The following is a 23,225-nucleotide window of genomic DNA, read 5'->3' as shown; positions in this document are numbered from 1 at the left end:
CTCACTAGCGTTACAATTTCAAATCGATGGTATTTTGTACAACAACAACAGGACAAGCAACCTATTGACGGCCCAATGTTGTAAAATGTGCAGCATTTCCGGAGATGTTCCCGGATTGGATAGCCGAACGCGCCCAAATTGTTGCACAAAATGCAACATTACCCTTTTCTAGTGCAAAGAGGGCGAAAATACTGTATTTTTTGCAGGATTTGTCGCCTCATGTGCCCTGGGAGGCGATCTTGAAAATTTGGCGGTATACACTGGCAAAATTTCAACACCGAAGCCAACGACCGATGGCGCAAGAAAGCTCTCGTCTTGGCCATCTATAGACAAAAGGCATGTAAATCATTCGATATATTCATTGTACCAATGAAAAAAGTTCGTGTACACTTTTTTATCAAGAGGTGTCATCAACGATGGTTAACTTGATTAAAAGCTTAGGGCAAGTGCTGTTTTTTATTCTCGTATCGCTACTGATGAATCGTCTCGCGGATTGGCTGCATTGGAAAATACCGGGGAGCATTCTGGGGATCGGGCTCGTGTTCGCGCTGCTGCAGCTGAAAATTTTGAAGCTCGAATGGATCGATCTCGGGGCCAAGTGGCTGCTTGCTGAGATGCTGCTGTTCTTCATTCCGCCCGCGGCAGGCATGATTCAATATAAGGAACTGCTGCTCGATAGCGGGCTGCGCATTTTGCTCGTGATCGTATGCAGCACTGTCGTCGTCATGGCGTGCTCGGGGCTGCTGACGGAACGATTGGCAAGGGTTAGAAAGGGGGAGCGGTCCTGATGCTGGCTATCGCCTGTCTGCTTATGACCATCGCCATTTATTGGGCTATCAAGCGGCTGTACCGCCTCCGCCCGGTCATCATCCTGTCGCCGCTGCTGGTCACGCCGGTCGCCGTGATCGCCATCCTGCTGTGGAGCGGCATTCCTTACGAAACCTATAATGCCGGAACCCGCTGGCTCAGCGACATGATCGGGCCGGCGACCGTAGCGCTGGCGGTGCCTTTATACAAGAATGCCCATCTTCTGAAAAAGCATGCGCTCTCCATCGGCGTCAGCGTCTTGGCCGGATCGACGGCCGCCGTCGTCTCGTCGGTGTGGCTCGCCCGGGAACTGGGGCTGAGCGCGGAGATCGTCGACAGCCTCGCTCCCCGCTCCGCCACCACCCCGATTGCGCTCGCCATCGCGGGCATGAGCGGGGGATTGCCGGCGATGACGGCCTTGTTCGTGCTGATGACCGGACTGCTCGGCATGATGATCGGCCCGGCGGTGATCCGCCTGCTTAAGATTCGCGGCGACATCGCCCGCGGCGTGCTGTTCGGCACGAGCGCGCATACGGCGGGGACGTCCAAAGCGTTCGAGTTCGGAGCCGCGGCCGGATCGATCTCGAGCATCGCGATGATCCTGACCGCCTTCTTCACGCTGGTGACGGCTCCGTGGATTTTGGACTTGTTCGGATAAGATCGGGCCGCCGCACCGGGGCGGAGGCATTTCAGGCGCAGTCGAGACGAGCTCGCCCTTTTTCGTCGCGCCCCCTTTCACCGCTTGCGCCCGTGCGCCCGGCAACCTTTGCGCAGAGTCCGGCTAAGCCGGTGCCGGTGCCCGTCCGCCCTTCCGGCTGCATGAGGAAGCCCCTTAGCATATCCGATCACCTCCGTACAAAAGGGCCGTCCCCCCGCCCTCATAAGGATGTCAATCGTCCGCGAATCAAACACGTCATCCGTTACGTCATCCCCCCTCATGAGGATGCCCCCTAACGCCCCTATCCTTTAGCACTCCGTTACCACTCCGTCACCGAGCCGTCGGCGTTGCGCCACACCGGGTTGCGCCAGCGGTGGCCGGCGGCGGCCATCTCGCGCACCTTGGCCTCGTTGATCTCGATGCCCAGCCCCGGAGCGGTCAGGCGGCGTACAAAGCCGTCCTCATAATGGAACACCGCCGGGTCCTGCAAATAATCGAGCAGGTCGGAGCCTTGATTGTAATGAATGCCCAGGCTCTGCTCCTGTATGAAGGCGTTCGGCGTGCAAAAATCGAGCTGCAGCGAAGCGGCCAGCGCGATCGGCCCGAGCGGGCAGTGCGGCGCGACGGCGACGTCGAACGCCTCCGCCATGGCGGCGATTTTGCGCACCTCCCAAATGCCTCCCGCATGGCTGAGGTCCGGCTGGATAATGTCGACGCCGCCCTGCGCCAGCAGCCCTTTGAAATTCCAGCGCGTATACATCCGCTCGCCGGTGGCGATCGGCACGCTGGAGCCTTTGGCGATCTCGAGTATCGCCTCGTTGTTCTCCGGCAGCACCGGCTCCTCGATGAACATCGGGCGCAGCGGCTCCATCTCCTTGATCAGCGCCTTCGCCATCGTCTTGTGGACACGGCCGTGCAGATCGACGCCGATGCCCTTGTCCCAGCCGATTGCCTCGCGCACGGCGGAGAGCCGCTCCACCGCTTCCATTACCTTCTGCGGCGTATCGATCCATTCCATCTCGGCGGTGCCGTTCATCTTGACTGCGGTGTAGCCTTCGGCCATCTTCGCCTTGGCTTCCTCGGCCACCTCGGACGGCTTGTCGCCGCCAATCCAGGCGTACACGCGCATCTTGTCGCGCACCGGGCCGCCGAGCAGCTCGTACACGGGAACGCCGAGCCGTTTCCCCTTAATGTCCCACAGCGCCTGCTCGATCCCGGAGATCGCGCTGGTCAGCACCGGGCCCCCGCGGTAGAAGCCGCCGCGGTACAGCACCTGCCACAAGTCTTCGATATGCCCCGCTTCCTTGCCGATGAGAAAATCGCTCATCTCCTCGACCGCAGCCGCCACCGTATCGGCCTTGCCCTCCACGATCGGCTCCCCCCAGCCGGCTATGCCGTCGTCCGTCGTCACCTTCAGAAACAGCCAGCGCGGCGGCACCTTAAAGCACTCCATCGAACGTATTTTCGCCATGTTGTCCTCTCCCCTGTTTACGTCGTTTGCTTGCCGTTTCCATGTTCGCTGTCCGCGAATTCCCGCTCGAACGCGGCCTTCATATCCTCCAAATGGCTGCGCATCAGCGTCCGCGCCTGCGTCGGATTGCGCTCTGCGATCGCCCGGGCGATCAGATGGTGGTACGCCGAAGCCTTCTCGTCCATTCCCGGCCATTTCATGGAGCGCCTGCGGCTGTCTGTCAGCAGATCGCCAATGAGCGCCAGCATTTGCTGCATGATTTCGTTGTGCGACGCCTTGGCGATCAGCTCATGGAACAGCACGTCCTCCTTGAAAAAATCTTGCCGGCGCTCCACCTTCCGCTTCATCGCCTCCGCCGTCCCGACAATCGCCTCGACCTCCTCCGGCGTCGCCTTCTCGGCGGCCAGCGAGGCCAGCTCCGGCTCGATGATGAGCCTCGCCTCGGTCAGCTGCAGCATGGTGGCCTGCTCAAGGAAAGCGAGCCGGTCCTGCGGCTGTTCGCTCAGATCGTCCTCCACATACGTGCCTCGGCCCTGCTCGATGCGCAAAATTTTTTGCTTGCCGAGCACCCTGACCGCCTCGCGCACCGAGGAAACGCCGACGCCCAGCTCTTCCGCCAACTGCTCCAGCGGCGGAAGACGGTCGCCGGAGCGCCAGACGCCTGTTTGAATTTTCCGCTTGATTTCCTCGTAAACGGTTTCATAAGTCAGCTTTTTGCTCATGGTGAGTTGCGACAAATTCCTCCTTGCAGGCGGCGTTCATCCTCCAAATGCCAGAATATTGAAGATGAATTCGCTACATAATCATCTGATGATATTTTTAATTTATCATATTCATCATATGTTTTGAATAGTCAAATTCATTTTTTGGAACAATTTCTAGGCAGCAAAAAACCGGAGGAGGCTTTTTCCTCAACTCCGGTTATCGTACGGGCTTATGCTGCTGTCCGACTTATGTACGCCCCGTCCGGGCTCACGGCCGAAATCCGGCTCCATTCATGGCGTCATTGTGATATGTTCCTCGAACGACGGGTCCAGCGGCACGATCATAATATGCGTTTGCCCCGGGGCCAGCTTCGCCTCTTTCCCATCCGTCTCAAACCGGAACTTGGCGCCGCTGTTCTCCCGCTGCCACTGCCCCTGAACAGCCTTGCCGTCCTGCAAAATCCAGGCTGGGCCGCTGCCGGTCAGCTTCACGTCGCGCCGCCCTTCGCTGTCCAGAACGCGATGCCGGGCGCCCATAATAATGACGTTGGCGGCAGTAAGCTGCTCGTCGTTGTCCATGTCCTGATGCGGCTTGTCATTGACCAGGCGGCCATATACGCCCTTCTCTTCATCCCACTCGTAAGATACTTTGTAGCTTTGCAGCAGGAACGTAATGTCCGCGCGGGATACCGGCGTCGACGGCTGCGCCGCCGCGCTGACCGCTTCCCCCCGGGCCGTCCGCGCGAACGAAAACACGGGCGTCTCGGTTACCGGCGCCTTCGTATCGTAGCCGCGGTTTTCGGCGCCGGTCCGCAGCTTGTCCAGATTGGTGTACAGGTTGTGCGGCGCCTTGCGGAAGCTTTCCCGCCAATAAGAGCTACTTGCCATCGTAATCTCGTCCAGCGCCTCGATTTTTTCCTTGCGGATCTTTTCATAACCGTCCGGGCTGCCGCCCGCATGCGCCTGAATCGCGCCGAAGCTTTTGCCGATCTCGATAAAATAAGGCCGAATACTGCGCACCGGACCGATCGGGTCGTCGAAATCGCGGCTTTGGAACAAGGCGACGAGGCGGGTCACTTCCCCCTCCGCCAGCACCTCGAACAGGATATCCGCCTGGGTCAAGCCGCTCTGCGGCCTTGCTGCAGGATGATTGTTGATCATGACCATGATGGGGCGGTACTCTACCTTTTCCTGCAAGCCTTCGCCGGTCAACGGCGCAAAATAACGAGGCTCCGGAGGCTTAGGGGGCTCCGGATCAGGCTGCACGACGGGCGGGACCGGCTCCGCGGGCGGCGACGCAGCCGGCTTGGCCCCGCAGCCAGCCAGCGCCAACGCCAGGCAGCCGGCCAGCGCCGCGGGAAGTCCCCTTCGGCGCAGCCAACTCCTTATCTTCTGCCAGCGCGTTTGTTTCATGAACGAAATCACCTCTTCTTGTGCGACTATCTTGAAAATTCGACGAAGCTTATCGGCAAACTTTCAACACCGAAGGCGACGACCGATGACGAGGGGGGCACTCGTCATAAGTGTCTATTAATCTATATTTTGCCCTGCGCAAAATAGAATCATCAGGCCGAAAAAAGCTTCGGCCCCCGCCGCTGCCGGCTCACAGCAGGCTGTATCCAACAGGCCGCAAAACCGGCTAGCGCCCTTCTCACTATGCATCCGAACAGCCGGAAATCGCTTCGCGGCCTAGATGGCCCAGTTGTCATTTTCTCACATCTTTTGTCAAAATGGAATGGCAACTCTGCAAACAATGCCATAAACTGGCAGTGCGCTGCGGATTTTGTTACATTTTCCATTTCGCAGACGATGCCTTCATAGTAATGGCCTGTGGCCTCGACGCCTGGGAATAAGCGTACAGCCTCCGTGGCAGCAACAGCTTGCTCGATTTTGCGGCAAAAAAATTTCATATCCTAATCGCTCACCGAAAAAAAGTTTTTTTCAATGATGGAATCGAAATAATTGCATATCAAGGCTTTTTGGCGGAGCTTGGCCGCATCGATTGCTACGATGATGACTTGCTCCAGGTACATGGAATGAAGTTTCAACCTCGCTCACAGGTTTGACAATCGGATATCACCCCCCGGTGGCTTTACAGTTGGGGCATCCTGGACCAATAATGTTCCACAATTCTGGTCAGTTGCTGATCAAGATTACGTAACTTTCCAGTAAATAATGGGGCTGTCCCAAAAGTAGATTTACTTGCTTGATGGATAATTCAGCGGATCAAAAATCATGCGAAACAAAGAAATGGCGGTATCAGGAAGTTCACTCCTCCACCGCCATTTCTAAGCTCTTATGCCGCCTTTTTCTGCCGCGCCAATCTTCAGCCGTTTGGCCACTTACTCATCCAACGCCGCTCAATCCAGCCAACTGCGGACTTGCTGCGCAAATTGCGAGAGCAGCTCCGCCGATTCATACTTGCCGCTGAAGTCTTCGACACCGATATAGCCGTCGTAGCCGACCGATTTCAGATCGTCGATCACCTGCTTCCAGTTCACAATGCCCTCGGCAATCGGTTCCCAATACGATACCCAGCCTTGGGAGCCGTCCTCGCGCAGTTCGCCTTTTCGCCACCCGGTGTTCTTGATATGCACATGAGCCAGGTAAGGACCGAGCAGCTCCAGCCCCATCCGGAAGTTTTCGTAGCCTTCGTGAATCATATTGCCCGGATCGAACAGCACGCCGATATGCTCCGGGTTATAGCGGCTGACCAGCCGGTGAGCCAGCCCGGCGCTGGGGGTAATCGTGTGATGGTGGGTTTCCACGAGGCAGCGGATGCCGTACCGCTTGGCCAGCGGCTCCACCGCATCCAAATACCGGACCGCAACGTCGAACAGGTCGTTGTAGTTTTGCGTCCGGTTATAGCCCGGCACTCCGACGCGGATCATGGAAGCGCTTAGCTTTTGGGCCACCTGCAGCACCCGCTCGGTGCCTTCGATATCCCCGGCCGTCAAATAAGGCGTTACGGACAAACTGACAAGCTCGTGATTCTTGGCGGCGCGGTCGAAGCGGGCGATCTCCTCGTCGCTCGCTTGCGGATCGATGGAGCAGCGATTGTTGCGCCAGAAGGACGGCTTCTCTCCCTTCACTTCCTCGGGGACCTCCTTGAAGCGCCATTCGATGCCGTCCAACCCGGCGGCTTGCGCGGCGGCGGCCATCTGTTCCGGGGTCAGGTCGGGCGTCACGACGGTAAAAACGGATAATTTCATGCCGATTCCTCCAGTCCGTAATTTGCTCTACAGACCGATTATAACAGCCCCTTCCAGCCATAGCCAGAAAAATGTTCACGTGAACATAAAACGCTTACAAATAAGCGCAAAAAATTACCCGAACAGCCAACCGCTCAGGCTCAGTGTCCCCCACAAATATTGACGGTGCAGCAATTTGGCCAGGCGTCTGCCACCGTCTGCGCTCCCCATGGCGATCAGCAGCGGGGCGAGCTGCTCCGGATGAGGCACCGCTTCACGGGCGAAGGGAGCCAGCGTCTCATACCGAAACAGGTGCTCCGTGTTCCATGTCTCCAGATGCCGGGCCAGCCAGCGGTCGAAGTCCAGCGCCCAACTTCGGACATGAAGGCTTTTCCAATCCAGCTTCTCCATATTGCACACCGATCCGCCGCTGCCGACGATCAGCACGCTCGCGCCTCAGCCTGCCGAGCGACCGGCCGATGCGGTAATGCTCCTCGGCAACGAGCGCCGGGTTCACGGACATGGCGACGACCGGTATATCCGCGTCGGGATACATCAGCATCAGCGGCCCCCAAGCCCCGTGATCGAGGCCGCGGCTTCCGTCGAGCTCGCTGGCGATTCCGTCCGCGGCCAGCAGGCTGCGGATGCGCCTGGCGAGAGACGAGTCTCCCGAGGCCGGATATTGCAGCCGGTACAAATGGGCGGGGAACCCGAAGAAATCGTGCAGCGTCTCATACGTATCCGCGCAGCCGATGCGCTGCACCGGCGAAGACCAATAAGCGCTGAACACGACCACCGCTTCAGGTCTGGGCAGGATGCCGCCGAGCTTTCGGAGCCACGCGGCGTAATCGTGCTGCTCGGTCGCGAGCGTCGGCGCTCCGTGCGCCAGGAACAATGCGGGCAGTGCGGATGCGGTCACCGGGTTCCCCCCTCGGAATATCGATGCTTACAGATGCGGTTCAACCAGCGCGCTCAATTCCTGAGACGGTCTGAAGCCCACCTGCGTGCCGACTTCTTCGCCGTTCTTGAACAGCTTCAGCGTAGGAATGCTCATGACGCCGTAGCGGGCAGCCGATTCGGGATTGTCGTCCACGTTCACCTTGGCGATCGTCAGCTTGTCGCCGTATTTGACGCTCAGCTCCTCGAGCACGGGAGCGATCATTTTGCAAGGACCGCACCACGGAGCCCAGAAATCGACCAGAACGACACCTTCTTTAACCGTTTGCTCGAAATTCGCGTCGCTGACATTGATGATTGCCATCGCCATCATCCTTTCTATTATACGTTTGTTTGATGCAGAGCATGAAACTGAGACAACTCGGGTAACAGTTCAACCCTAAGAAAAACGTCTGTCGACGTCTACTCAAGGATGAACGACCGCGGTTCAGCGGTTGTTTTTCTTGCTACAGAAAGTCGCACTTCGCTTGATCGCTTTAGCAAAGTCAAATTTTTTCTGCAACGTAAAAAAAGAGCACCAGCCGCCGGTCACCTTTTCTCCGCCTGCGCGGCGCGCACCCTTTCCAGCATCCCGCTTACGGTAATTTGCCGCAAGTAATCGATCAGATGAGCCTCTGCCTCGGAGAACACCGCCCCCATCACCGCCGCCATATTGCCGGCGACCATGCATTCCTGGCTGTCGTCGCCGGAGCACCAGGTCGGCTTGATCGAGCCGTACGAGGTTTCCATATACAGATCGGCCAGCGTCACCTCTTCGGGTCTGGACGAGAGCATAAAGCCCCCACCGGTCCCTTCCTTGGCTTCCACATAGCCCGATTTGCGGAGCGAACTCATCACCTTGCGCACGCGGGCGGGATGGGTGCATACGTTGCGGGCGATCTCCTCGCTAGTCGCCATATGATCCGGTTTATAAGCGAGCAGCACCAGACTGTGCACCGCGATCGTGAATTCACTGTTCACCGCAAGTCCTCCCGTTGTTTTTCCTGCTTACTGTTATTATAGTAATTACAGTTACCCCTGTCAATGGGGCTGCTTCCGGTGGAGAGATGTATGGACCCCTGAATCGGCTCCTAACTGTCGAAAAGGATCTTCAGCCTTTGACGGAGCCGACCATCGCCCCTTTGGCGAAATGCTTTTGCAGGAACGGATACACCAGAATGACCGGTATCGTCGCGATCATGACCGCCGCCATCTTCAGCATCTCCGACGGCGGAGGCTGCGTGGAGACGTCATACGCCTCCAGATCCGTGTTGGTCGCGTCGATCAGCATATTGCGCAGCAGCACCTGAATCGGCCACTTTGCCGAATCGTTCAAATAAATGAGCGCGGAGAAGAACTGGTTCCAGTAGCCGACGGCGTAAAACAACCCGAAGGCGGCCAGCGCCGGCAGCGAAAGCGGCAGGATGATCGACGCAAAGGTGCGGATGTCATTGCTGCCGTCCATAGCAGCCGATTCGTCCAATTCGGCGGGGATGCTGTCGAAGAACGCCTTCATCAGCAGGACGCTCCAGCCGTTTGCCAGCCCCGGCAAAATAAGCGCCCAAGTGCTGTCGATCAAACCCAGATGGCGCACCAGCATATAGGCGGGAATAATGCCGGGGCTGAACAGGATCGTCAGCAGCACAAGCAGCATGATCAGGCGCCGGCCGCGCATCCGCCGTCTGGACAGCGCATATGCAAGCGCCGAAGTAACGATCAGCGAGCAGGCGGTGCCTACCGTTGCCAGATAGGCGCTGTTGCCGACGGAACGCATGAACGCCTTGGTCGACAGCAAATACTGATAGGCGGCCAAGCTCCAGTTATCGGGGAACAGCACCCACCGCTTCTGCAAAAATTCGGCCGGATCGGTCAGCGACACCACCAGCACATAATAAAACGGAAAACAGGTGACCAGGGCGAGCAGCCCCAGCACCGCGACATTGAATCCTTGGAACAGCCGGTCCGCAATCCCGGCGCTTGTTAACGATCGTCCCATGCTGTCTCCCTCCCGTTCCGCGCCTTGTTAAGTGAGGCCAGATCCCACTGAGCCCCATTAGACTCCACTAGAGTCCATACTCGCGCTGACGCTGATACTTCAAAAAATGCCGTCCTGCCCCAGCTTCTTCGCCAGCTTGTTGGCCAGCAGCACCAGAATAAGCCCGACTACCGACTTGAACAGCCCGATTGCGGTGCTGTAGCTGAACTCTCCGCGCTGGATGCCGATCCGATAAACATAGGTGTCGAACACCTCGGCGACCTCCGACACTGCCCCATTGTACATCAGAAAAATTTGCTCAAACCCGACATCCATAATGTCGCCGAGCCGCAGAATGAGCAGGATGCATATGACGTTCCGAATGGCGGGCAGCGTGACATGCCACATCTGCCTGAGGCGCCCGGCTCCGTCCATGCGCGCCGCCTCGTAAACTTGCGGATCGACGCCGGCAATCGCGGCCAGAAACACAATGGTGCCCCAGCCCGCTTCCTTCCACATCGACTGCAGCGTCACCAGCAGCCAGAACGTGTCGGGATTAGTCAGAAAGTCGATGCGCTCCCGTCCCGCCGCCTCCAGCAAATGATTGACCAGCCCTTCGCCCTTACCCAGCAGCATGAACGTCAGACCGGCAATGATGACCCAGGACAGGAAATGCGGCAAGTACAGCACCGACTGCACAAACCGCTTGTACAAGGCGCTGTGCAGCTCATTCAGCATTAACGCGATCACAATCGGCATCGGAAAAAAGAAGACGAGATTCAGCACATTGATCGCCATCGTATTGCGAAACAGCAGCCAAAAATCCGGCGTCTCGAAGAAAGTGCGAAAATGCTCCAGTCCGACCCACGGACTGCCGGAAATCCCCGCGAAGGGGGAATAGTCCTGAAAAGCGATGACGACTCCCCACATCGGGACATATTTAAACACCAGAAAGAAGAGAATGCCCGGCAGCGCAAGCAGGTACAAATACGGATCGCGGCACAAATCCCGCATCAGCCGACGCGGATAAGACCTGTGGGGAGGCGTCTTGGACTTGACGTCGTTGCTCCATTCATTTCGGTAGGCAGGGTCCGAACGCTCCATATGGCACCTCCGTTATTATTTGCCGCTGCGTTTCAGATAAGCGTTTGTAATTTCTTCCGTCATCTTGATGAACTGCGGTTCGCTCTGCGTCTTGGCCACAAAGTCGTCCCACGCGGACAGCGGCTCTCGGCCGATAACGATCTTCGCCTTCAGATCGGCGATGCGCTTCTCCAGATCCGGCAGCACCTTCTGCGCCGTTTCCGAGTACAATCCGACGCCAACGTCCGGCCTGCTGATTTTGGCCCGCTCCGCCTGCACCTGCTGCTTCTGTTCGTTAAATGCCTTCAGCTCGTCATTGGCCGGCGGCGACTCCAGCGCCGGATCGATCGAGTTGACGATCTGATTGAAATCGGAGGCGTTATCGGCCCTCAGCTTCTCGGGATCGACCACCTTGACGCCGTTTTGCACCGTGTGATGCACCCCTTCGAGTCCGAACCTTTGTACCGCGGATACCTCAGGTGATAACCAGGCGTCCACCAGCTTCAATATCCCTTTCAGCTTCTCCTCAGGCACGGTCTTCGGAATGGCCAGGATGCCGTCAAAGCCGGTTCCTTTCTGCACGTAGCCGTTCATCGAGACGAGCGGGTAGAAATCGGACTGCTTGTAAGACGGAACGATCTTCTTCAGCTCCGGCGCAAAGACGTTCGGACCGGTGCCGGTCTTGTCGATGACCCCTCCGGCCCTGTTGCCCTTGTAATAATCGCGAGCCTGCGAAAGCTTCAGCACCAGTTGGTCCTCCGGCAGCAGCTTCTCCTTGTACAGCTTGGCCAAATACTCCAGTGACTGACGCGTTTCCGGCAGGAACGGCGCATAGACCAGCTTGTTATCCTCCAGTTTCCAGGAGCCGGTGACTCCCGTGAAAATTTGCTGGAAGGCGCCCGACAGCGAATCGAAAGGCACGGACAGGCCGAACGTATCGTCCTTGCCGTTGCCGTCCGGATCCTGCTCCTTAAACGCCTTGAGCACCTCGTACAGCTCATCGGTCGTCGTCGGGGGCTTTAGCCCCAGCTGATCCAGCCAATCCTTGCGCAAAATCAGGAAGGACACATCGCCCGCGTCCCGTCCGCGGGGAATGCCGTAATTTCGGCCGTCCTCCTGCTTCGTCAGCTCCCAGGCGACTTCGGGGATGCCCTGCTGCAAATTCGGATAATCCTTGATATAAGGGGTAATATCCCAGAACGCCCCCTGCCTGACCAGCGTCCGGAAGGTGGTGCCGAACGGGTCCTTGATGACCGTCAAATCCGGGATTTGGCCGGAGGCGAGCGTAATATTCAATTTTTCCTCATACGCATTGTTAGAAATCCAGTTGATCGTCAGCTTCGTATTCGTACGCTTCTCGATCTCCCGTTTCAGCACATTGTCGTCGGCGGCTGGAGGCGTGCTGGGCGTCAGCGTCATGATGCTGACTTCCAATGGCGCATCCTGCTTGTCGCCTCCTGCATCGCCGGTTGCGGTTGCGCCGCCGGACACCGGTGCAGCCCCGCCGCCGCAGGCGCTGAGCGTCAACAGCACAGCACTGAGCGCCAGCGCGGCGCCAGCGCGAGCCCGTCTTGTTGTCGTCAGCGCGCCCGGCGGGGAGGACCTGTACATACGATGGTTTTCTGCAGTCATGGATATCCTTCTCCTATCCGTTTTAACCAAGTATGCGTCTTGGTTTTGTTGGTTTAATGTTATCATCATAACGCAGAAAACTCCTCGCGTTTTGTCCGATCGCGCCATAAATCGGACGGATTCTGCCTTATGTCAAGGTTGAACCGCTTACGCAAAAAGCCGTCTATATTCCATTTCGGCGAAATGGAATTAGACGGCTCGATTCAATCCGATATTGATTTACGATATGCTTCTTTGCTTCCCCTGCTTGCGGTAGCCGCTCGGGGAGCAGCCCACCAGACGCGTGAACAGCCGGTTGAAAAACGACGTATCGGCAAAGCCTACGGCCGTTGCGATCGCGTCCACGCTGCGGTTCGTGACGGTGAGCATATGCTTGGCCCGTTCGATGCGGATGTGCTGCAATGCCGTCGTGATGCTCTTGCCGGTCTCCTGCCGGAAGACGCGGTGCAGATGCCGCGGGCTGATCGAAAAGCGCTTGGCCAGCTCGGCCGTTGTCATTTTCTGATGGAAATTGTGTTCAAGATACTTGCAGATATTGCGGACCAAAATGTCATGTCCGACGGAAAGCGGCTTCTTCGGCCGTGCCGGAGCCTGCTGCATGCGATAAATGCGGGAGAGGCGGATTAGCATGTTGATTAATAGATGCCTGACGATGAGCTGTGCGCCGGCTCCGCCCTCCTTCCCTTCGCAGATCATATCCTCCAGTTGAGTCAACACTTCCGTCGACTCCCCGGAAGTGAGCGACAGCCTGCGCGGCATGCGAGCGGCGGCCCGATAGAAGGGCTGTATATAGGACAGCTCCAGCAGCGCCCCCGGCTCGGCAGGCAAATACGGCGCGATGGTTTCCCGCTGAAACAGACAATTGACAAGTTCCAGGCTATATTCCTTCACGTCGGGGAACGCATGGCTCTCCCCCGGCATGATGGCAAAAACATCTCCGGGCCGGACCTCATATTCATCCCGATTGATTCGGTGCCTTCCTTTGCCGTGCACTACATAAACCAATTCGATAAAGTCGTGCGCATGCTCCTCAAACAAATTATGCTGGCCGTGCGACGATCGCTGTACTAGGACCTGGCTTCCGTCCCGCTGGTAGCCTGAGAAGTATTTGATCTGCATCGTCATGAGACCCCCTAAAGCAGCTTCGGTTAGCGGCTGGGATTAAATATCCCGATCGGAAAAGTCGTATTAATATCAGCATACATGATAACGCGGATCGGGATCAAGACAATCCGGCCAACAATCTTGCGGATTCGGCCATATCCCCGGTCGTTGCTTTATTCTCCTGCCGTAACCTGTCATCTTGCTCGGGAGAATATCGGCTGCACCGATGAGGGCGCTACAAGAGATGAGAAAAATCGGTCCTGACTGCGATCGTCAAGACCGATTTTTTGATGCGATACGATGAAAGGGTTATTGATACATGCTGCCGCGGGCGTAGGTTTGCTGTTGATTGATTCCGGCCATGCCGAATTGCGCCACGGAATGCTCAAGCTGACGGCACATTTGGATGCACTGCTCCATTTTTTGAATCGCCACTTGATGCCCTTGCAGCGCCATTTGAATCATTTGGACCGCCTGACGCTCGCGCTGAGCCAGCATGTCCAACTGCTGCGCGTTTTGCTGCTCCTGCTGCAGCATCTGCTGATACTGCGCGCTCGCTTGCTGCGTTTGCTGGATCAGCTGGTGGATCGTTTGCTCGCATTGATTGATTTGCTGAGTAAGTTGGTGCATCGCTTGAAGTCCTCCTTAGGATCGCGTAGTTGGACGCCGTTGGACGCATGGCGCCCATTCTATTTTGGATGATCGCTATCTTGTTTATTCGGAGGTAAAATGATGCCAAAAGGCGGCCCCATTCCGCCAAGGAACGAAACCGCCTTAATGATTCATACCGTTAAAGCTTAATGTCGTAATATCCGGCCAACTCTTCCAGCATCTGATTCGCCGCTTTGACGCCCCCGGCCGTGTTCCAGATGACGTCGCTGACTTTGAACGCCTTGTTGTTTTTGACGACGTTCAAGTTTTTCCACAGCGGATCGTTCAAAAACTCCCTTTCCTGCTGTTCGCCCTTGCCGTCTCCCGTTTCATAAGTGAAATAGAACAGCAGGTCGGCGTCCACCTCCGGCAGACGTTCCTTCGGGATCTCCTCCATGAACATATCCTTGCCCTTATAATCTTGCCGGGCGATGCCGATTTGCTCAAAAATGACGCCGGAGAAGGAATCCTTGTAATAGATGCGCGTTTTGCCTGCCATGAAGCGAACGACGGATACTTTCTGCTTCAGCTTGTCGCCCGCCTTCGCTTTGAAGTCCTCGACACGTTTGTCGAAGGCGGCGATGATCTGATCGCCCTGCTCCTTCTTGTTCAGCGCATCGGCGTACAGCTTGAAGTTCGTCTTCCATTCGCCGCGCAGCGTTTCGGAAAAGACGGTCGGCGCGATCGCATTCAGTTGATCGTACACTTTCTCCTGACGCAGCTTGTTGCCGATAATCAGATCGGGCTTGAGCGAAGCGATCAGTTCCAGGTTCGGCTGGCTTTCAACGCCGACGACCTGCACCCCTTCCATCTCATCCTTGATGTGATCGTACCACGGGTCGCCCGTGAACGATTTAACGGCGGCAATCGGCTTGATGCCAAGCGCCAGCAGCGCCTCCGTGCCTTCGTTCGTCAGGATGACGACCTTCTGCGGGTTAGCCGGCACCGCCGTCTCGCCCATCGCGTGCTTGATCATGCGCGTCTCTCCGCCGCCCGTCTGGCCCTCCCCGACCGCCGGCGTCTGCGATGCCGCTCCATTGCCGCCGCTTTCGCCCGAATTGGACGCGGTGCCGCAAGCGGCAAGCCATATGGCCATCACGGCGAGTAGTGCGACCGACAACGCGGATTTGAACCAATGCTTGTTCGTGCTGAATGCCATCTCTGTAAAGACCTCCCGATGATATCGATTGCCGTAATCTTGAACGCAGCGCTCGACGCCCCGTTCCCTTTGATAATGATTATCAATTACAAACCTGATTGTAAGAGGAAGCTCATGGTTTGTCAATCGAATTTTTAATGATAATGATTTTCAAATTCATTGACAGTCGTGCGGCGTTCACTTACAATTAATAAGGTAAAATACGTTTATTCGGCATATCATTTTCGCTTAGAAAGGTTTCGGCATCCATGTTTAACCTGCTGCACCGGACAGCTTCCAAATCGATCGTGCTGATCGCCGCCGCGCTCGCGCTCGCCGCTGCCGTCGCCGCCAGCATCATGTTCGGCGTCACCTCGATCGGACTGGACCAGGTCATCGCTTCCTTTATCGCCTTTGACGGCTCGAACTCCCATATCATCATCCAGTCCACGCGCGTGCCGCGGGCGCTCATTGCCGCCGCCGTAGGGGCAAGCCTTGCTGTTGCAGGCGCGCTGATGCAGGCGGTGACGCGGAACCCGCTGGCTTCGCCGAGCCTATTTGGCATCAATGCGGGAGCGGCTTTCTTCATCGTCGTCTCGACCGCTCTGTTCAGCGCCCTGGAGATGAAGACTTATACCTGGATCGCTTTCCTGGGAGCAGCGCTCAGCGCCGGGATCGTTTACTTGCTGGGGTCGCTCGGAAGAGACGGACTGACTCCGCTTAAGATTACATTGGCCGGTTCAGCCGTCACCGCCTTTTTCGCTTCGATCACGCAGGGAATACTGCTGGTCAGCGGCAAGGCATTCGATCAGGTGCTCGTCTGGCTCGTCGGCTCGGTGGCGGACCGCACGCTGGACATGTTGACCGCCGTGCTCCCTTATATGCTCGCCGCTTTGCTCGGCGCCCTGCTGCTGTCGCCGCACATTAACGTGCTGGCGATGGGCGACGACGTCGCCAGCGGCCTCGGGCAGAAGACGGCGCTGATCAAGGGTCTCGCCGCGGTCGTCATCGTGCTGCTCTCGGGCGGCTCCGTCGCGGTAGCCGGGCCGGTCGTCTTCGTCGGCATTATCGTGCCGCACATCGCGCGCTACCTGGTCGGCACCGATTACCGCTGGATCGTGCCGTACTGCGCGGTGCTCGGAGCGCTGCTGCTGGTAGCGGCGGACATCGCCTCCCGCTTCGTCGCCATGCCGAAGGAAGTTCCCGTCGGCGTCGCCACGGCGCTGATCGGCGTGCCCTTCTTCGTCTACATCGCCCGCAAAGGAGGCGGCGTATCGTGAGAGGGGATTGGATCTTCCGCGGCAAACGGTTCTCCTTCCTGATCGGCAAAAGAACCGCCGCAGTGACGCTCGGCCTGTTCGCCGCCGCTATCCTCCTCGTTATTTTGTGTACGGGGATCGGCAGCACATTCATCACACCGGTCGATGTCGTCAAAACGGTATTCGGCGTCGGCAGCGACATGCACGAGACGATCATCCGCTCGCTGCGCCTGCCGCGCATCATCATTGCGGTGCTCGTAGGAGCGGCGCTGGCGGTATCGGGCGCTATCCTGCAAGGGGTCGTCCGCAACTCGCTCGCTTCGCCCGACATTATCGGGATCACGAACGGAGCGACGCTCGGCGCCGTCGCTTTCTTCTTCTATTTGAGCGACAAAGCGAGCATTGCCTGGCTCCCGGTGAGCGCCATGGCCGGCGCTTTCGGAGCCGCTTTCCTGGTATATACGTTCGCCTGGAAAAAAGGCGTCTCGCCGCTTAGGCTCGTCCTGATCGGCATCGGCCTGTCGGCGGCGATGAGCTCGCTGTCGTACATGATGCTCATTACCGGTCCGATCGTCATCGCCAACAAGGCGCTGACGTTCATGACCGGCAGCATCTACGGCGTCTCCTGGGAGAAGGATGTCTACCCGCTGCTCCCGTGGATGCTGGTGCTGCTGCCGCTCGTCTTCTTCTATGCGCGCCACTTGAATATCCAGGAGCTCGGCGACGATGTCGCCAGCGGCGCGGGAAGCGCGGTGCAGCGTCACCGCCTGATGCTGATTGCGCTCAGCGTCGCGCTGGCCGGCGCCGCCGTGGCGATCGGCGGGGCCATCGCCTTCATCGGCCTGCTGGCGCCGCATATGGCCCGGAAGCTGGTCGGCCCGTCGTTCGGCGGCGTGCTTCCCGTATCCGCCCTGCTCGGCGCGATGATTTTGCTGCTGGCCGATCTGGCCGGCCGCACGCTGTTCGTGCCGCTCGACATTCCGGCAGGCGTATTCACCGCGGCGATCGGCGCGCCATTCTTCGTGTACCTGCTATACCGCAGCCGCGCTCGTTAATATCAGATCAACAGAGAGGGAAGGAAAACGCCATGACCGACATGAACGCTCTCGAGTCCAAAAACCTGTGCTTGTTTTACGGGGACTGCCCGATTTTCCAGGGGCTGAACCTGTGCGTGCCGCAGGGCAAGATCACTGTCTTCATCGGCAGCAACGGCTGCGGCAAATCGACGCTGCTGCGCTCCCTGGCGCGCCTGCTCAAGCCGCGGGACGGCCAGGTCGTGCTGGACGGCAGCGACATCGCTACGCTGTCCACGAAGGAGGTCGCCAGACGCCTGGCCATTTTGCCGCAGGGCCCGTCCGCTCCGGAAGGCTTGACCGTGCTTCAGCTCGTGAAGCAGGGGCGCTATCCTTACCAAAACTGGCTGCAGCAGTGGTCGCAGGAAGACGAGATGATGGTGCGCAAGGCGCTCAGCCTGACGCAGCTGACCGATTTGGCCGACCGCAGCGTCGATTCCTTGTCCGGCGGCCAGCGGCAGCGCGCCTGGATCGCCATGACGCTGGCGCAGGGCACGCCGACGATTCTGCTCGACGAGCCGACGACCTATCTCGATCTGTCCCACCAGATCGAGGTGCTGGACCTGCTGCACGAGCTGAACGCCGGCGAGGGCCGCACGGTCGTCATGGTGCTGCACGACATCAACCTGGCCTGCCGTTACGCGGATCATATCGTCGCCATCAAGGATCGGAAAATATACGCTGAAGGCAAGCCGGAAAACGTCGTGACGGAAGAGCTCATCCGCAACGTATTCGACCTGGAAAGCCGCATCGTGGAAGATCCGCTGTTCCACACGCCGATGGTCGTCCCGTTCGGCAAAGGCAAGCGGCCGTCGGCTGCCTCCGCCCAGGCGGTGGACCGCTCTTGCGGCAAAGAGCTGATATTGGCCGAGGCTTGAGTTGCGGCCGGTGACGATCAGGCGGCTTCTGCCATTGCCCGTGCTATGTGAGGTAGGTAGTGAGCCGATTCTCCGCCTTCGCCGCAGCGACCGCGGATTCAAGCATAAAGGGGCTGTCCCCGCCGTCATCGCCGATGACGTGGGACGCCCCTTTTTATCGCATAAACTACTCCTTGTCCTTACCAAGCTTCTCCCTTATTTTCTCCAGGGATATATGTATCGCTCTAAGGTAACTTATCACGCAAATCAAGCCAATTATTTGAATCATGGAAATAACCTCCACGGATCGCCCCCCTCTCCGCTACTTAAATGATACGGCTGCAATTATTAAAAAATCACCTTGCCTTCAGTTAGACCCTTTATCGTGCAGCGTCGCCTACGTCTCATACAAAACTTGACCCGTCAGCGACAAATCGTAGCCGGAGATAGCCGCAAGCTCGCTGCGGAACGATTCCGACTTCAGGACGCGCGCGACCGCTTCGATCCATCGCCGGTTGGCGGGCGTTTTTAGCATGACCAGGTCGTATCGCTCCTGAATGAGCGGAATAAATTCGACGCCGCCCACAATAGCCGCCGCCTTTTCGATCCCTACGCCAACATCCGCTTCCCCCGCAGCGACCTTCCCGGCTACTCCGAGATGGTTGGATTCCTCCGCCTCGTAACCGTCCAGCCTCTCCCGCGGAATGCCGTGCAGCCGCAGCTGCTCATCGAGCAGGACGCGCGCGCCCGAGCCTTTTTCGCGGTTGACGAAGCGAAGGCCAGGCCGGCGCAAATCCCCCCAACCGCTGATCTGATGCGGGTTGCCGCGCTTGACATACAGCCCCGCACGCCGCGCGAGCAGGTTTACGACAAGATACGAGGAACCGACGAGAATTTTTCGGATATAAGGAAGATTGTATTCGCCCGTATCTCCATCCCACAAATGCGTGCTGACGATATCCGCTTCCCCGCGGTACATCGCGATCAGGCTGTCCAGGCTGCCGGCATAGGCGCGCAGCGGGCGTACCCCGGAAGCCTGCTTCTCCAGATGCTTCGCCAGCAGATCGAGGCTGATATCTTGCCCGGTAATGACGAGCGGCCGAACCGCGTGGTCCGAAGCGGCTGCCGTCCCGGAAGTCCCGGAGGAGGACACGGGTACCGCCGGGGCGGCGTAACGTTCCGCCTGCTGCGCCGCTTTTGCCCGCTGCTTGTAAGCCTCCAGGTCGGCCGCATCGACCCGCATCTGCTTGCCTACGCGGTAGGAGGGAAGCTCGCCCTTCTTGATCAGATCGTAAACGGTAAGCTTCGATATTTTAAGCAAACTGGCGATTTCTTCTGTCGTATAGGATACATCGCTGGCCATCGTGTTCTTCTCCTTGGCAATGTGTAGTTTTTTCCTTTTATTTTAACAAAAATGGCACAAAAGAGAATGGAAGTTCCATAAACGCTTCTGTATAATTATATTTAGTTATAATTAGTTATAATTATATATATTTAATTCAGCAAGGAGAACAGATGGATGATGTCATGGATGAAAAGCAACCGGCTCCCGACGCTCGTCCTTATCGCTCTGCTGCTGTCGGCATGCGGTACGGCCGTGCCTTCTGCTCCAGCGGCGAGCGGCGACATCGCTCCGACGTCCCCGGGCGGCGAGCCAGCCTCCTCCGAGTCTGCCGAGAAAGTGGAGCTAACCGTCTCCGCGGCGGCCAGCCTGACCGATGCGCTCAAAGAGATCGAGACCAATTACAAGTTAAAAAATCCGAGCGTGGCGCTGCATTTCAACTTCGGCTCCTCCGGTTCCCTGCAGCAGCAGATCGAGCAGGGCGCGCCGGCCGACCTTTTCCTGTCCGCAGCTACGAAAAACATGCAGGCCCTCGTCGACAAGCAGCTGATCGCCGAAGACAAGCATACGCCGTGGCTGGCGAACGAGCTCGTCGTCGTCGTTCCGTCGGACGGAGGCGCGGCGTTAAGCGGCATGGACGAGCTGACCAAGCCCGAGGTGAAGCATGTCGCTGTCGGGATTCCGGAGAGCGTGCCGGCGGGCCGCTATGCCAAGGAAGCGCTGGATAACGCGAAGCTTTGGGAGCCGCTGCTGGCCAAGCTGGTGCAGGGCAAAGACGTGCGGCAAGTGCTGCAGTATGTGGAGACCGGCAATGCGGATGCAGGCTTCGTCTACAAGACGGACGCCTTGACTTCGCAGAAGGTGAAGATAGCGTTCACCGTCGATCCGCAAACGTATAGCCCCGCCGAATATCCGATCGGCATCGTGAAGGCGACGAAGCATAGTAAAGAGGCCGGCGATTTCTACGAGTACCTGCAGACGAAGGAAGCGCTGGACGTCTTCGTCAAGCACGGCTTCTCCGCGGCCAAGAGGCCCTGAAGCGATATGATCTGGGCAGAGTTCTGGCCTCCGGTCAAGCTGTCGCTGCAGGTCGCCTTATTATCCAGCGTGCTGGCGCTCATCGCCGGATTATGGGCCGCCTTAAGCATGTCGCGGGCTTCGTTCCGCGGCAAGACGCTGCTGGAGACGGCGTTTATGCTGCCCTTGGTGCTTCCACCGACGGTCGTCGGCTTTTTGCTGCTCGTGCTGCTCGGGCGCAAAAGCTGGATCGGGCGGCTCATCGAGTCGATCTTTGCCGCGCCGATCGTGTTTTCGTGGTGGGCGGCCGTCGTCGCCGCGGTCGTCGTGTCTTTCCCGCTCGTCTATCAGACGATGAAAGCGGCCTTCGCCTCCGTCGATCGGGACCTGGAGGATGCCGGGCGCTCCATGGGCGCGAATGAACGGCAGGTGTTCCGTTACATCACGTTCCCGCTGATATGGCCCTCGTTCACGACCGCCTACATTCTCGGCTTTGCCCGCGGCCTCGGTGAATTCGGCGCCACACTGATGATTGCCGGCAACATTCCGGGCAAGACGCAGACGATCCCGACGGCCATCTACGTGGCGGTCGACGCGGGCAACATGACGATGGCCTGGACCTGGACGGGCGCGATGATCGTCATCTCCTTCATCATGCTGCTGCTGACCCGGCACAGGCCGGAAAGGCCGGAATCATAGCGAACCCGTTCGCCATAAGCGCAGCCGCCCTGCGGTGTCCTGGCAGCGATGGGCGGGACAGTGATCAGTGGGACAGCGATGACCGTGATAGCGATCAGCGGGATAGCGATCAGCGGGATAGCGATCAGCGGGATAGCGATGACCGAGACAGCGATCAGTGGGACAGCGATGGGCGGGACAGCGATGACCGTGATAGCGATTAACGGGATAGCGATCAGCAGGACAACGATCAGCGGCCGCGCAGCCATCTTTTCCTCCATGATCCATGAAAACTAAAGAACCTCCGGAGCGCTCGTCCCGAGCATTCCGGAGGTTCTTGTATCTGGCGAATATCGATCATGATTTCCGATCCGTTAAACGAGCGCTTTCTTGGCAATATCAGTCCGATAGTGCTTGCCTTCGAAACGGATTTTGTCCGCCTCGGCATAAGCTTTCGCTCTCGCCTCCGCGATGCTCGCTCCGAGCGCCGTTACGCCGAGCACACGGCCGCCATTCGTCACCACGCTGCCGTCCTCCCGCTTCGCGGTGCCGGCGTGGAAGACGAGCGCGTCCTGCACGTCCGGCAGGCCTTCAATCGGCAGCCCCTTCGGATAAGAACCCGGATAACCGCCGGAGGCGAGAATGACGCACACCGCCGCTTCGTCGCTCCACTCGATCTCCATCTGGCCGAGCCGACCGTTCACGGCAGCCAGGAATATATCGAGCAAATCCGTCTTCAGCCGCGGCAGCACGACCTGCGTCTCGGGGTCTCCGAAGCGCGCGTTGAATTCGATCGTCTTCGGCCCATCCGGCGTGATCATCAGCCCGGCGAACAGGACGCCGCGGAACGGGCGTCCTTCCGCGACCATCGCTTTGGCCGTCGGCTTCACGATCGTCTCGATCGCTTCCTCGATCACCGACGCCGGAATGTGCGGCAGCGGCGTGTACGTGCCCATGCCGCCGGTATTCGGTCCCTGATCGTTATCGAAGACCGGCTTGTGGTCCTGCGCCGGCACCATCGGCCGGACGACCTCCCCGTCCACGAACGACAGGATCGACATTTCCTGACCGGTCAAAAACTCCTCGATCACGACCTGGTTGCCGGACTCCCCGAACACCTTGGCCACCATGATGTCGTGAAGCGCCCGCTCCGCTTCTTCCATCGTCTGCGCCACGATAACGCCTTTGCCCGCAGCCAACCCGTCGGCCTTGATGACGATCGGCGCGCGCTGCTGCCGCAAATAGGCGAGAGCAGCGTCGTAATCCGAGAAAGACTCGTAAGCGGCCGTCGGAATGTTGTATTTTCGCAGCAGCTCCTTCGTAAATACCTTGCTGCCTTCGATGATCGCCGCGTTGGCGCGCGGTCCGAACACTTGCAGCCCCTTGGCCTCGAGATGGTCGACGATGCCGAGCGCCAGCGGATCGTCCGGGCCGATGACGACGAGATCGATGGCGTGATCGATCGCAAATTGCGCAATGTCGTCAAATTGATCTTCGTTGATCGGGACGCATTCAGCCACCTCGGCGATGCCGCCGTTGCCCGGCGCGCAGTACAGCTCTTGCACTTTGGGACTTTTGCGGAGCGCCCAGCAAATCGCATGCTCCCGGCCGCCCCGGCCTACTACCAGAATCCGCACTTGCTCGTCCTC

General features: G+C 58.3%; 23 protein-coding genes. 8 read left to right on the top strand and 15 right to left on the bottom strand.

What is annotated here, in order from left to right; genetic code table 11:
* Window positions 1-416 precede the first annotated feature (416 nt).
* Window positions 417-788 (top strand): CidA/LrgA family protein, encoded by a 372-nt coding sequence (locus F591_RS0115260; protein WP_019535488.1) that lies wholly within the window; start codon window positions 417-419, stop codon window positions 786-788.
* Entirely contained in the window at window positions 788-1,465 is a 678-nt protein-coding gene (locus tag F591_RS0115255) for an LrgB family protein (protein ID WP_019535487.1), read from the top strand. Before F591_RS0115260 ends, F591_RS0115255 begins: the two co-directional genes overlap by 1 nt.
* 319 nt (window positions 1,466-1,784) lie before the next feature.
* Here the strand turns inward: F591_RS0115255 and dgoD are convergent, their stop codons facing one another.
* The 13 genes from dgoD to F591_RS0115180 all read right to left on the bottom strand — a co-directional run bounded on the left by dgoD (window position 1,785) and on the right by F591_RS0115180 (window position 15,371).
* On the bottom strand, window positions 1,785-2,936 hold the full coding sequence (gene dgoD / locus F591_RS0115245; RefSeq protein WP_019535485.1) for a galactonate dehydratase: 1,152 nt from the start codon (window positions 2,934-2,936) through the stop codon (window positions 1,785-1,787).
* 17 nt (window positions 2,937-2,953) lie between these two features.
* Window positions 2,954-3,673 carry a FadR/GntR family transcriptional regulator gene (locus F591_RS0115240; protein WP_245581054.1) on the bottom strand — a complete coding sequence of 240 codons (720 nt, stop codon included), beginning with the start codon at window positions 3,671-3,673 and terminating at the stop codon, window positions 2,954-2,956.
* 258 nt (window positions 3,674-3,931) lie between these two features.
* Entirely contained in the window at window positions 3,932-5,053 is a 1,122-nt protein-coding gene (locus F591_RS0115235; protein ID WP_019535483.1) for a DUF3048 domain-containing protein, read from the bottom strand.
* A 947-nt stretch (window positions 5,054-6,000) separates the two neighbouring features.
* On the bottom strand, window positions 6,001-6,852 hold the full coding sequence (locus tag F591_RS0115225) for a sugar phosphate isomerase/epimerase family protein (RefSeq protein WP_019535481.1): 852 nt from the start codon (window positions 6,850-6,852) through the stop codon (window positions 6,001-6,003).
* A 277-nt stretch (window positions 6,853-7,129) separates the two neighbouring features.
* On the bottom strand, window positions 7,130-7,750 hold the full coding sequence (locus F591_RS28220) for a DODA-type extradiol aromatic ring-opening family dioxygenase (RefSeq protein ID WP_342665596.1): 621 nt from the start codon (window positions 7,748-7,750) through the stop codon (window positions 7,130-7,132).
* A 27-nt stretch (window positions 7,751-7,777) separates the two neighbouring features.
* Window positions 7,778-8,113 carry a thioredoxin gene (trxA, locus tag F591_RS0115215; RefSeq protein WP_425414360.1) on the bottom strand — a complete coding sequence of 112 codons (336 nt, stop codon included), beginning with the start codon at window positions 8,111-8,113 and terminating at the stop codon, window positions 7,778-7,780.
* A gap of 203 nt (window positions 8,114-8,316) precedes the next feature.
* On the bottom strand, window positions 8,317-8,748 hold the full coding sequence (locus F591_RS0115210) for an RrF2 family transcriptional regulator (RefSeq protein WP_019535479.1): 432 nt from the start codon (window positions 8,746-8,748) through the stop codon (window positions 8,317-8,319).
* A gap of 130 nt (window positions 8,749-8,878) precedes the next feature.
* Window positions 8,879-9,763 carry a carbohydrate ABC transporter permease gene (locus F591_RS0115205; protein ID WP_019535478.1) on the bottom strand — a complete coding sequence of 295 codons (885 nt, stop codon included), beginning with the start codon at window positions 9,761-9,763 and terminating at the stop codon, window positions 8,879-8,881.
* Window positions 9,764-9,862: 99 nt separating this feature from the next.
* Window positions 9,863-10,846 carry an ABC transporter permease gene (locus F591_RS0115200; protein WP_019535477.1) on the bottom strand — a complete coding sequence of 328 codons (984 nt, stop codon included), beginning with the start codon at window positions 10,844-10,846 and terminating at the stop codon, window positions 9,863-9,865.
* A gap of 15 nt (window positions 10,847-10,861) precedes the next feature.
* Window positions 10,862-12,457 (bottom strand): extracellular solute-binding protein, encoded by a 1,596-nt coding sequence (locus F591_RS0115195; RefSeq protein ID WP_245581053.1) that lies wholly within the window; start codon window positions 12,455-12,457, stop codon window positions 10,862-10,864.
* Between the two features lie 219 nt (window positions 12,458-12,676).
* On the bottom strand, window positions 12,677-13,576 hold the full coding sequence (locus F591_RS0115190; protein ID WP_026326643.1) for a helix-turn-helix domain-containing protein: 900 nt from the start codon (window positions 13,574-13,576) through the stop codon (window positions 12,677-12,679).
* Window positions 13,577-13,870: 294 nt separating this feature from the next.
* A complete protein-coding gene (locus tag F591_RS0115185; RefSeq protein WP_019535474.1) occupies window positions 13,871-14,191 on the bottom strand; it encodes a hypothetical protein in 321 nt (106 codons plus the stop codon).
* Window positions 14,192-14,351: 160 nt separating this feature from the next.
* Window positions 14,352-15,371: an ABC transporter substrate-binding protein gene (locus F591_RS0115180; RefSeq protein ID WP_019535473.1), complete on the bottom strand. Its 1,020-nt coding sequence runs from the start codon at window positions 15,369-15,371 to the stop codon at window positions 14,352-14,354.
* A 248-nt stretch (window positions 15,372-15,619) separates the two neighbouring features.
* Here F591_RS0115180 and F591_RS0115175 point away from each other — a divergent pair, with 248 nt between their 5' ends.
* Genes F591_RS0115175 through F591_RS0115165 form a run of 3 tightly spaced genes read left to right on the top strand, consistent with a single transcriptional unit; the run spans window position 15,620 to window position 18,560 of the window.
* Complete coding sequence (locus tag F591_RS0115175) at window positions 15,620-16,630, top strand: FecCD family ABC transporter permease (RefSeq protein WP_019535472.1); 1,011 nt, start codon at window positions 15,620-15,622, stop codon at window positions 16,628-16,630.
* Window positions 16,627-17,664 carry a FecCD family ABC transporter permease gene (locus F591_RS0115170; protein WP_019535471.1) on the top strand — a complete coding sequence of 346 codons (1,038 nt, stop codon included), beginning with the start codon at window positions 16,627-16,629 and terminating at the stop codon, window positions 17,662-17,664. The genes F591_RS0115175 and F591_RS0115170 overlap by 4 nt, the downstream gene beginning before the upstream one ends.
* A 41-nt stretch (window positions 17,665-17,705) precedes the next feature.
* On the top strand, window positions 17,706-18,560 hold the full coding sequence (locus F591_RS0115165) for an ABC transporter ATP-binding protein (protein WP_051109204.1): 855 nt from the start codon (window positions 17,706-17,708) through the stop codon (window positions 18,558-18,560).
* A gap of 376 nt (window positions 18,561-18,936) precedes the next feature.
* Here F591_RS0115165 and F591_RS0115155 read toward each other — a convergent pair whose 3' ends face one another.
* Complete coding sequence (locus F591_RS0115155; RefSeq protein WP_019535468.1) at window positions 18,937-19,902, bottom strand: helix-turn-helix transcriptional regulator; 966 nt, start codon at window positions 19,900-19,902, stop codon at window positions 18,937-18,939.
* A gap of 156 nt (window positions 19,903-20,058) precedes the next feature.
* On the opposite strand from F591_RS0115155, the gene modA reads away from it, so the two are divergent.
* The 3 genes from modA to F591_RS0115140 all read left to right on the top strand — a co-directional run bounded on the left by modA (window position 20,059) and on the right by F591_RS0115140 (window position 21,873).
* Complete coding sequence (gene modA / locus F591_RS0115150) at window positions 20,059-20,919, top strand: molybdate ABC transporter substrate-binding protein (protein ID WP_019535467.1); 861 nt, start codon at window positions 20,059-20,061, stop codon at window positions 20,917-20,919.
* A gap of 6 nt (window positions 20,920-20,925) precedes the next feature.
* The gene (modB, locus tag F591_RS0115145) at window positions 20,926-21,597 is read left to right on the top strand and encodes a molybdate ABC transporter permease subunit (RefSeq protein WP_019535466.1); all 672 of its coding nucleotides are present in this window, start codon (window positions 20,926-20,928) and stop codon (window positions 21,595-21,597) included.
* 78 nt (window positions 21,598-21,675) lie between these two features.
* A complete protein-coding gene (locus F591_RS0115140; RefSeq protein ID WP_156829588.1) occupies window positions 21,676-21,873 on the top strand; it encodes a hypothetical protein in 198 nt (65 codons plus the stop codon).
* Window positions 21,874-21,950: 77 nt separating this feature from the next.
* Here the strand turns inward: F591_RS0115140 and purD are convergent, their stop codons facing one another.
* Entirely contained in the window at window positions 21,951-23,213 is a 1,263-nt protein-coding gene (gene purD, locus F591_RS0115135; RefSeq protein ID WP_019535464.1) for a phosphoribosylamine--glycine ligase, read from the bottom strand.
* Window positions 23,214-23,225: the final 12 nt, after the last annotated feature.

Origin of the sequence: Paenibacillus ginsengihumi DSM 21568 (genome assembly GCF_000380965.1) — a bacterium.
GTDB lineage: Bacteria > Bacillota > Bacilli > Paenibacillales > NBRC-103111 > Paenibacillus_G > Paenibacillus_G ginsengihumi.
Note: the sequence above shows the minus strand (reverse complement) of the source record. Positions and strands in the feature narration are given on the sequence as shown.

Bases quoted from the DNA above. Each gene is read 5' to 3' on its own strand.
- F591_RS0115260 (WP_019535488.1), top strand. From the start codon at position 417: ATGGTTAACTTGATTAAAAGCTTAGGGCAAGTGCTGTTTTTTATTCTC.
- F591_RS0115255 (WP_019535487.1), top strand. From the start codon at position 788: ATGCTGGCTATCGCCTGTCTGCTTATGACCATCGCCATTTATTGGGCT.
- dgoD (WP_019535485.1), bottom strand. From the start codon at position 2,936: ATGGCGAAAATACGTTCGATGGAGTGCTTTAAGGTGCCGCCGCGCTGG.
- F591_RS0115235 (WP_019535483.1), bottom strand. From the start codon at position 5,053: ATGAAACAAACGCGCTGGCAGAAGATAAGGAGTTGGCTGCGCCGAAGG.
- F591_RS0115225 (WP_019535481.1), bottom strand. From the start codon at position 6,852: ATGAAATTATCCGTTTTTACCGTCGTGACGCCCGACCTGACCCCGGAA.
- F591_RS0115205 (WP_019535478.1), bottom strand. From the start codon at position 9,763: ATGGGACGATCGTTAACAAGCGCCGGGATTGCGGACCGGCTGTTCCAA.
- F591_RS0115200 (WP_019535477.1), bottom strand. From the start codon at position 10,846: ATGGAGCGTTCGGACCCTGCCTACCGAAATGAATGGAGCAACGACGTC.
- F591_RS0115195 (WP_245581053.1), bottom strand. From the start codon at position 12,457: ATGACTGCAGAAAACCATCGTATGTACAGGTCCTCCCCGCCGGGCGCG.
- F591_RS0115190 (WP_026326643.1), bottom strand. From the start codon at position 13,576: ATGCAGATCAAATACTTCTCAGGCTACCAGCGGGACGGAAGCCAGGTC.
- F591_RS0115185 (WP_019535474.1), bottom strand. From the start codon at position 14,191: ATGCACCAACTTACTCAGCAAATCAATCAATGCGAGCAAACGATCCAC.
- F591_RS0115180 (WP_019535473.1), bottom strand. From the start codon at position 15,371: ATGGCATTCAGCACGAACAAGCATTGGTTCAAATCCGCGTTGTCGGTC.
- F591_RS0115175 (WP_019535472.1), top strand. From the start codon at position 15,620: ATGTTTAACCTGCTGCACCGGACAGCTTCCAAATCGATCGTGCTGATC.
- F591_RS0115165 (WP_051109204.1), top strand. From the start codon at position 17,706: ATGAACGCTCTCGAGTCCAAAAACCTGTGCTTGTTTTACGGGGACTGC.
- F591_RS0115155 (WP_019535468.1), bottom strand. From the start codon at position 19,902: ATGGCCAGCGATGTATCCTATACGACAGAAGAAATCGCCAGTTTGCTT.
- modA (WP_019535467.1), top strand. From the start codon at position 20,059: ATGATGTCATGGATGAAAAGCAACCGGCTCCCGACGCTCGTCCTTATC.
- modB (WP_019535466.1), top strand. From the start codon at position 20,926: ATGATCTGGGCAGAGTTCTGGCCTCCGGTCAAGCTGTCGCTGCAGGTC.
- F591_RS0115140 (WP_156829588.1), top strand. From the start codon at position 21,676: ATGACCGTGATAGCGATCAGCGGGATAGCGATCAGCGGGATAGCGATC.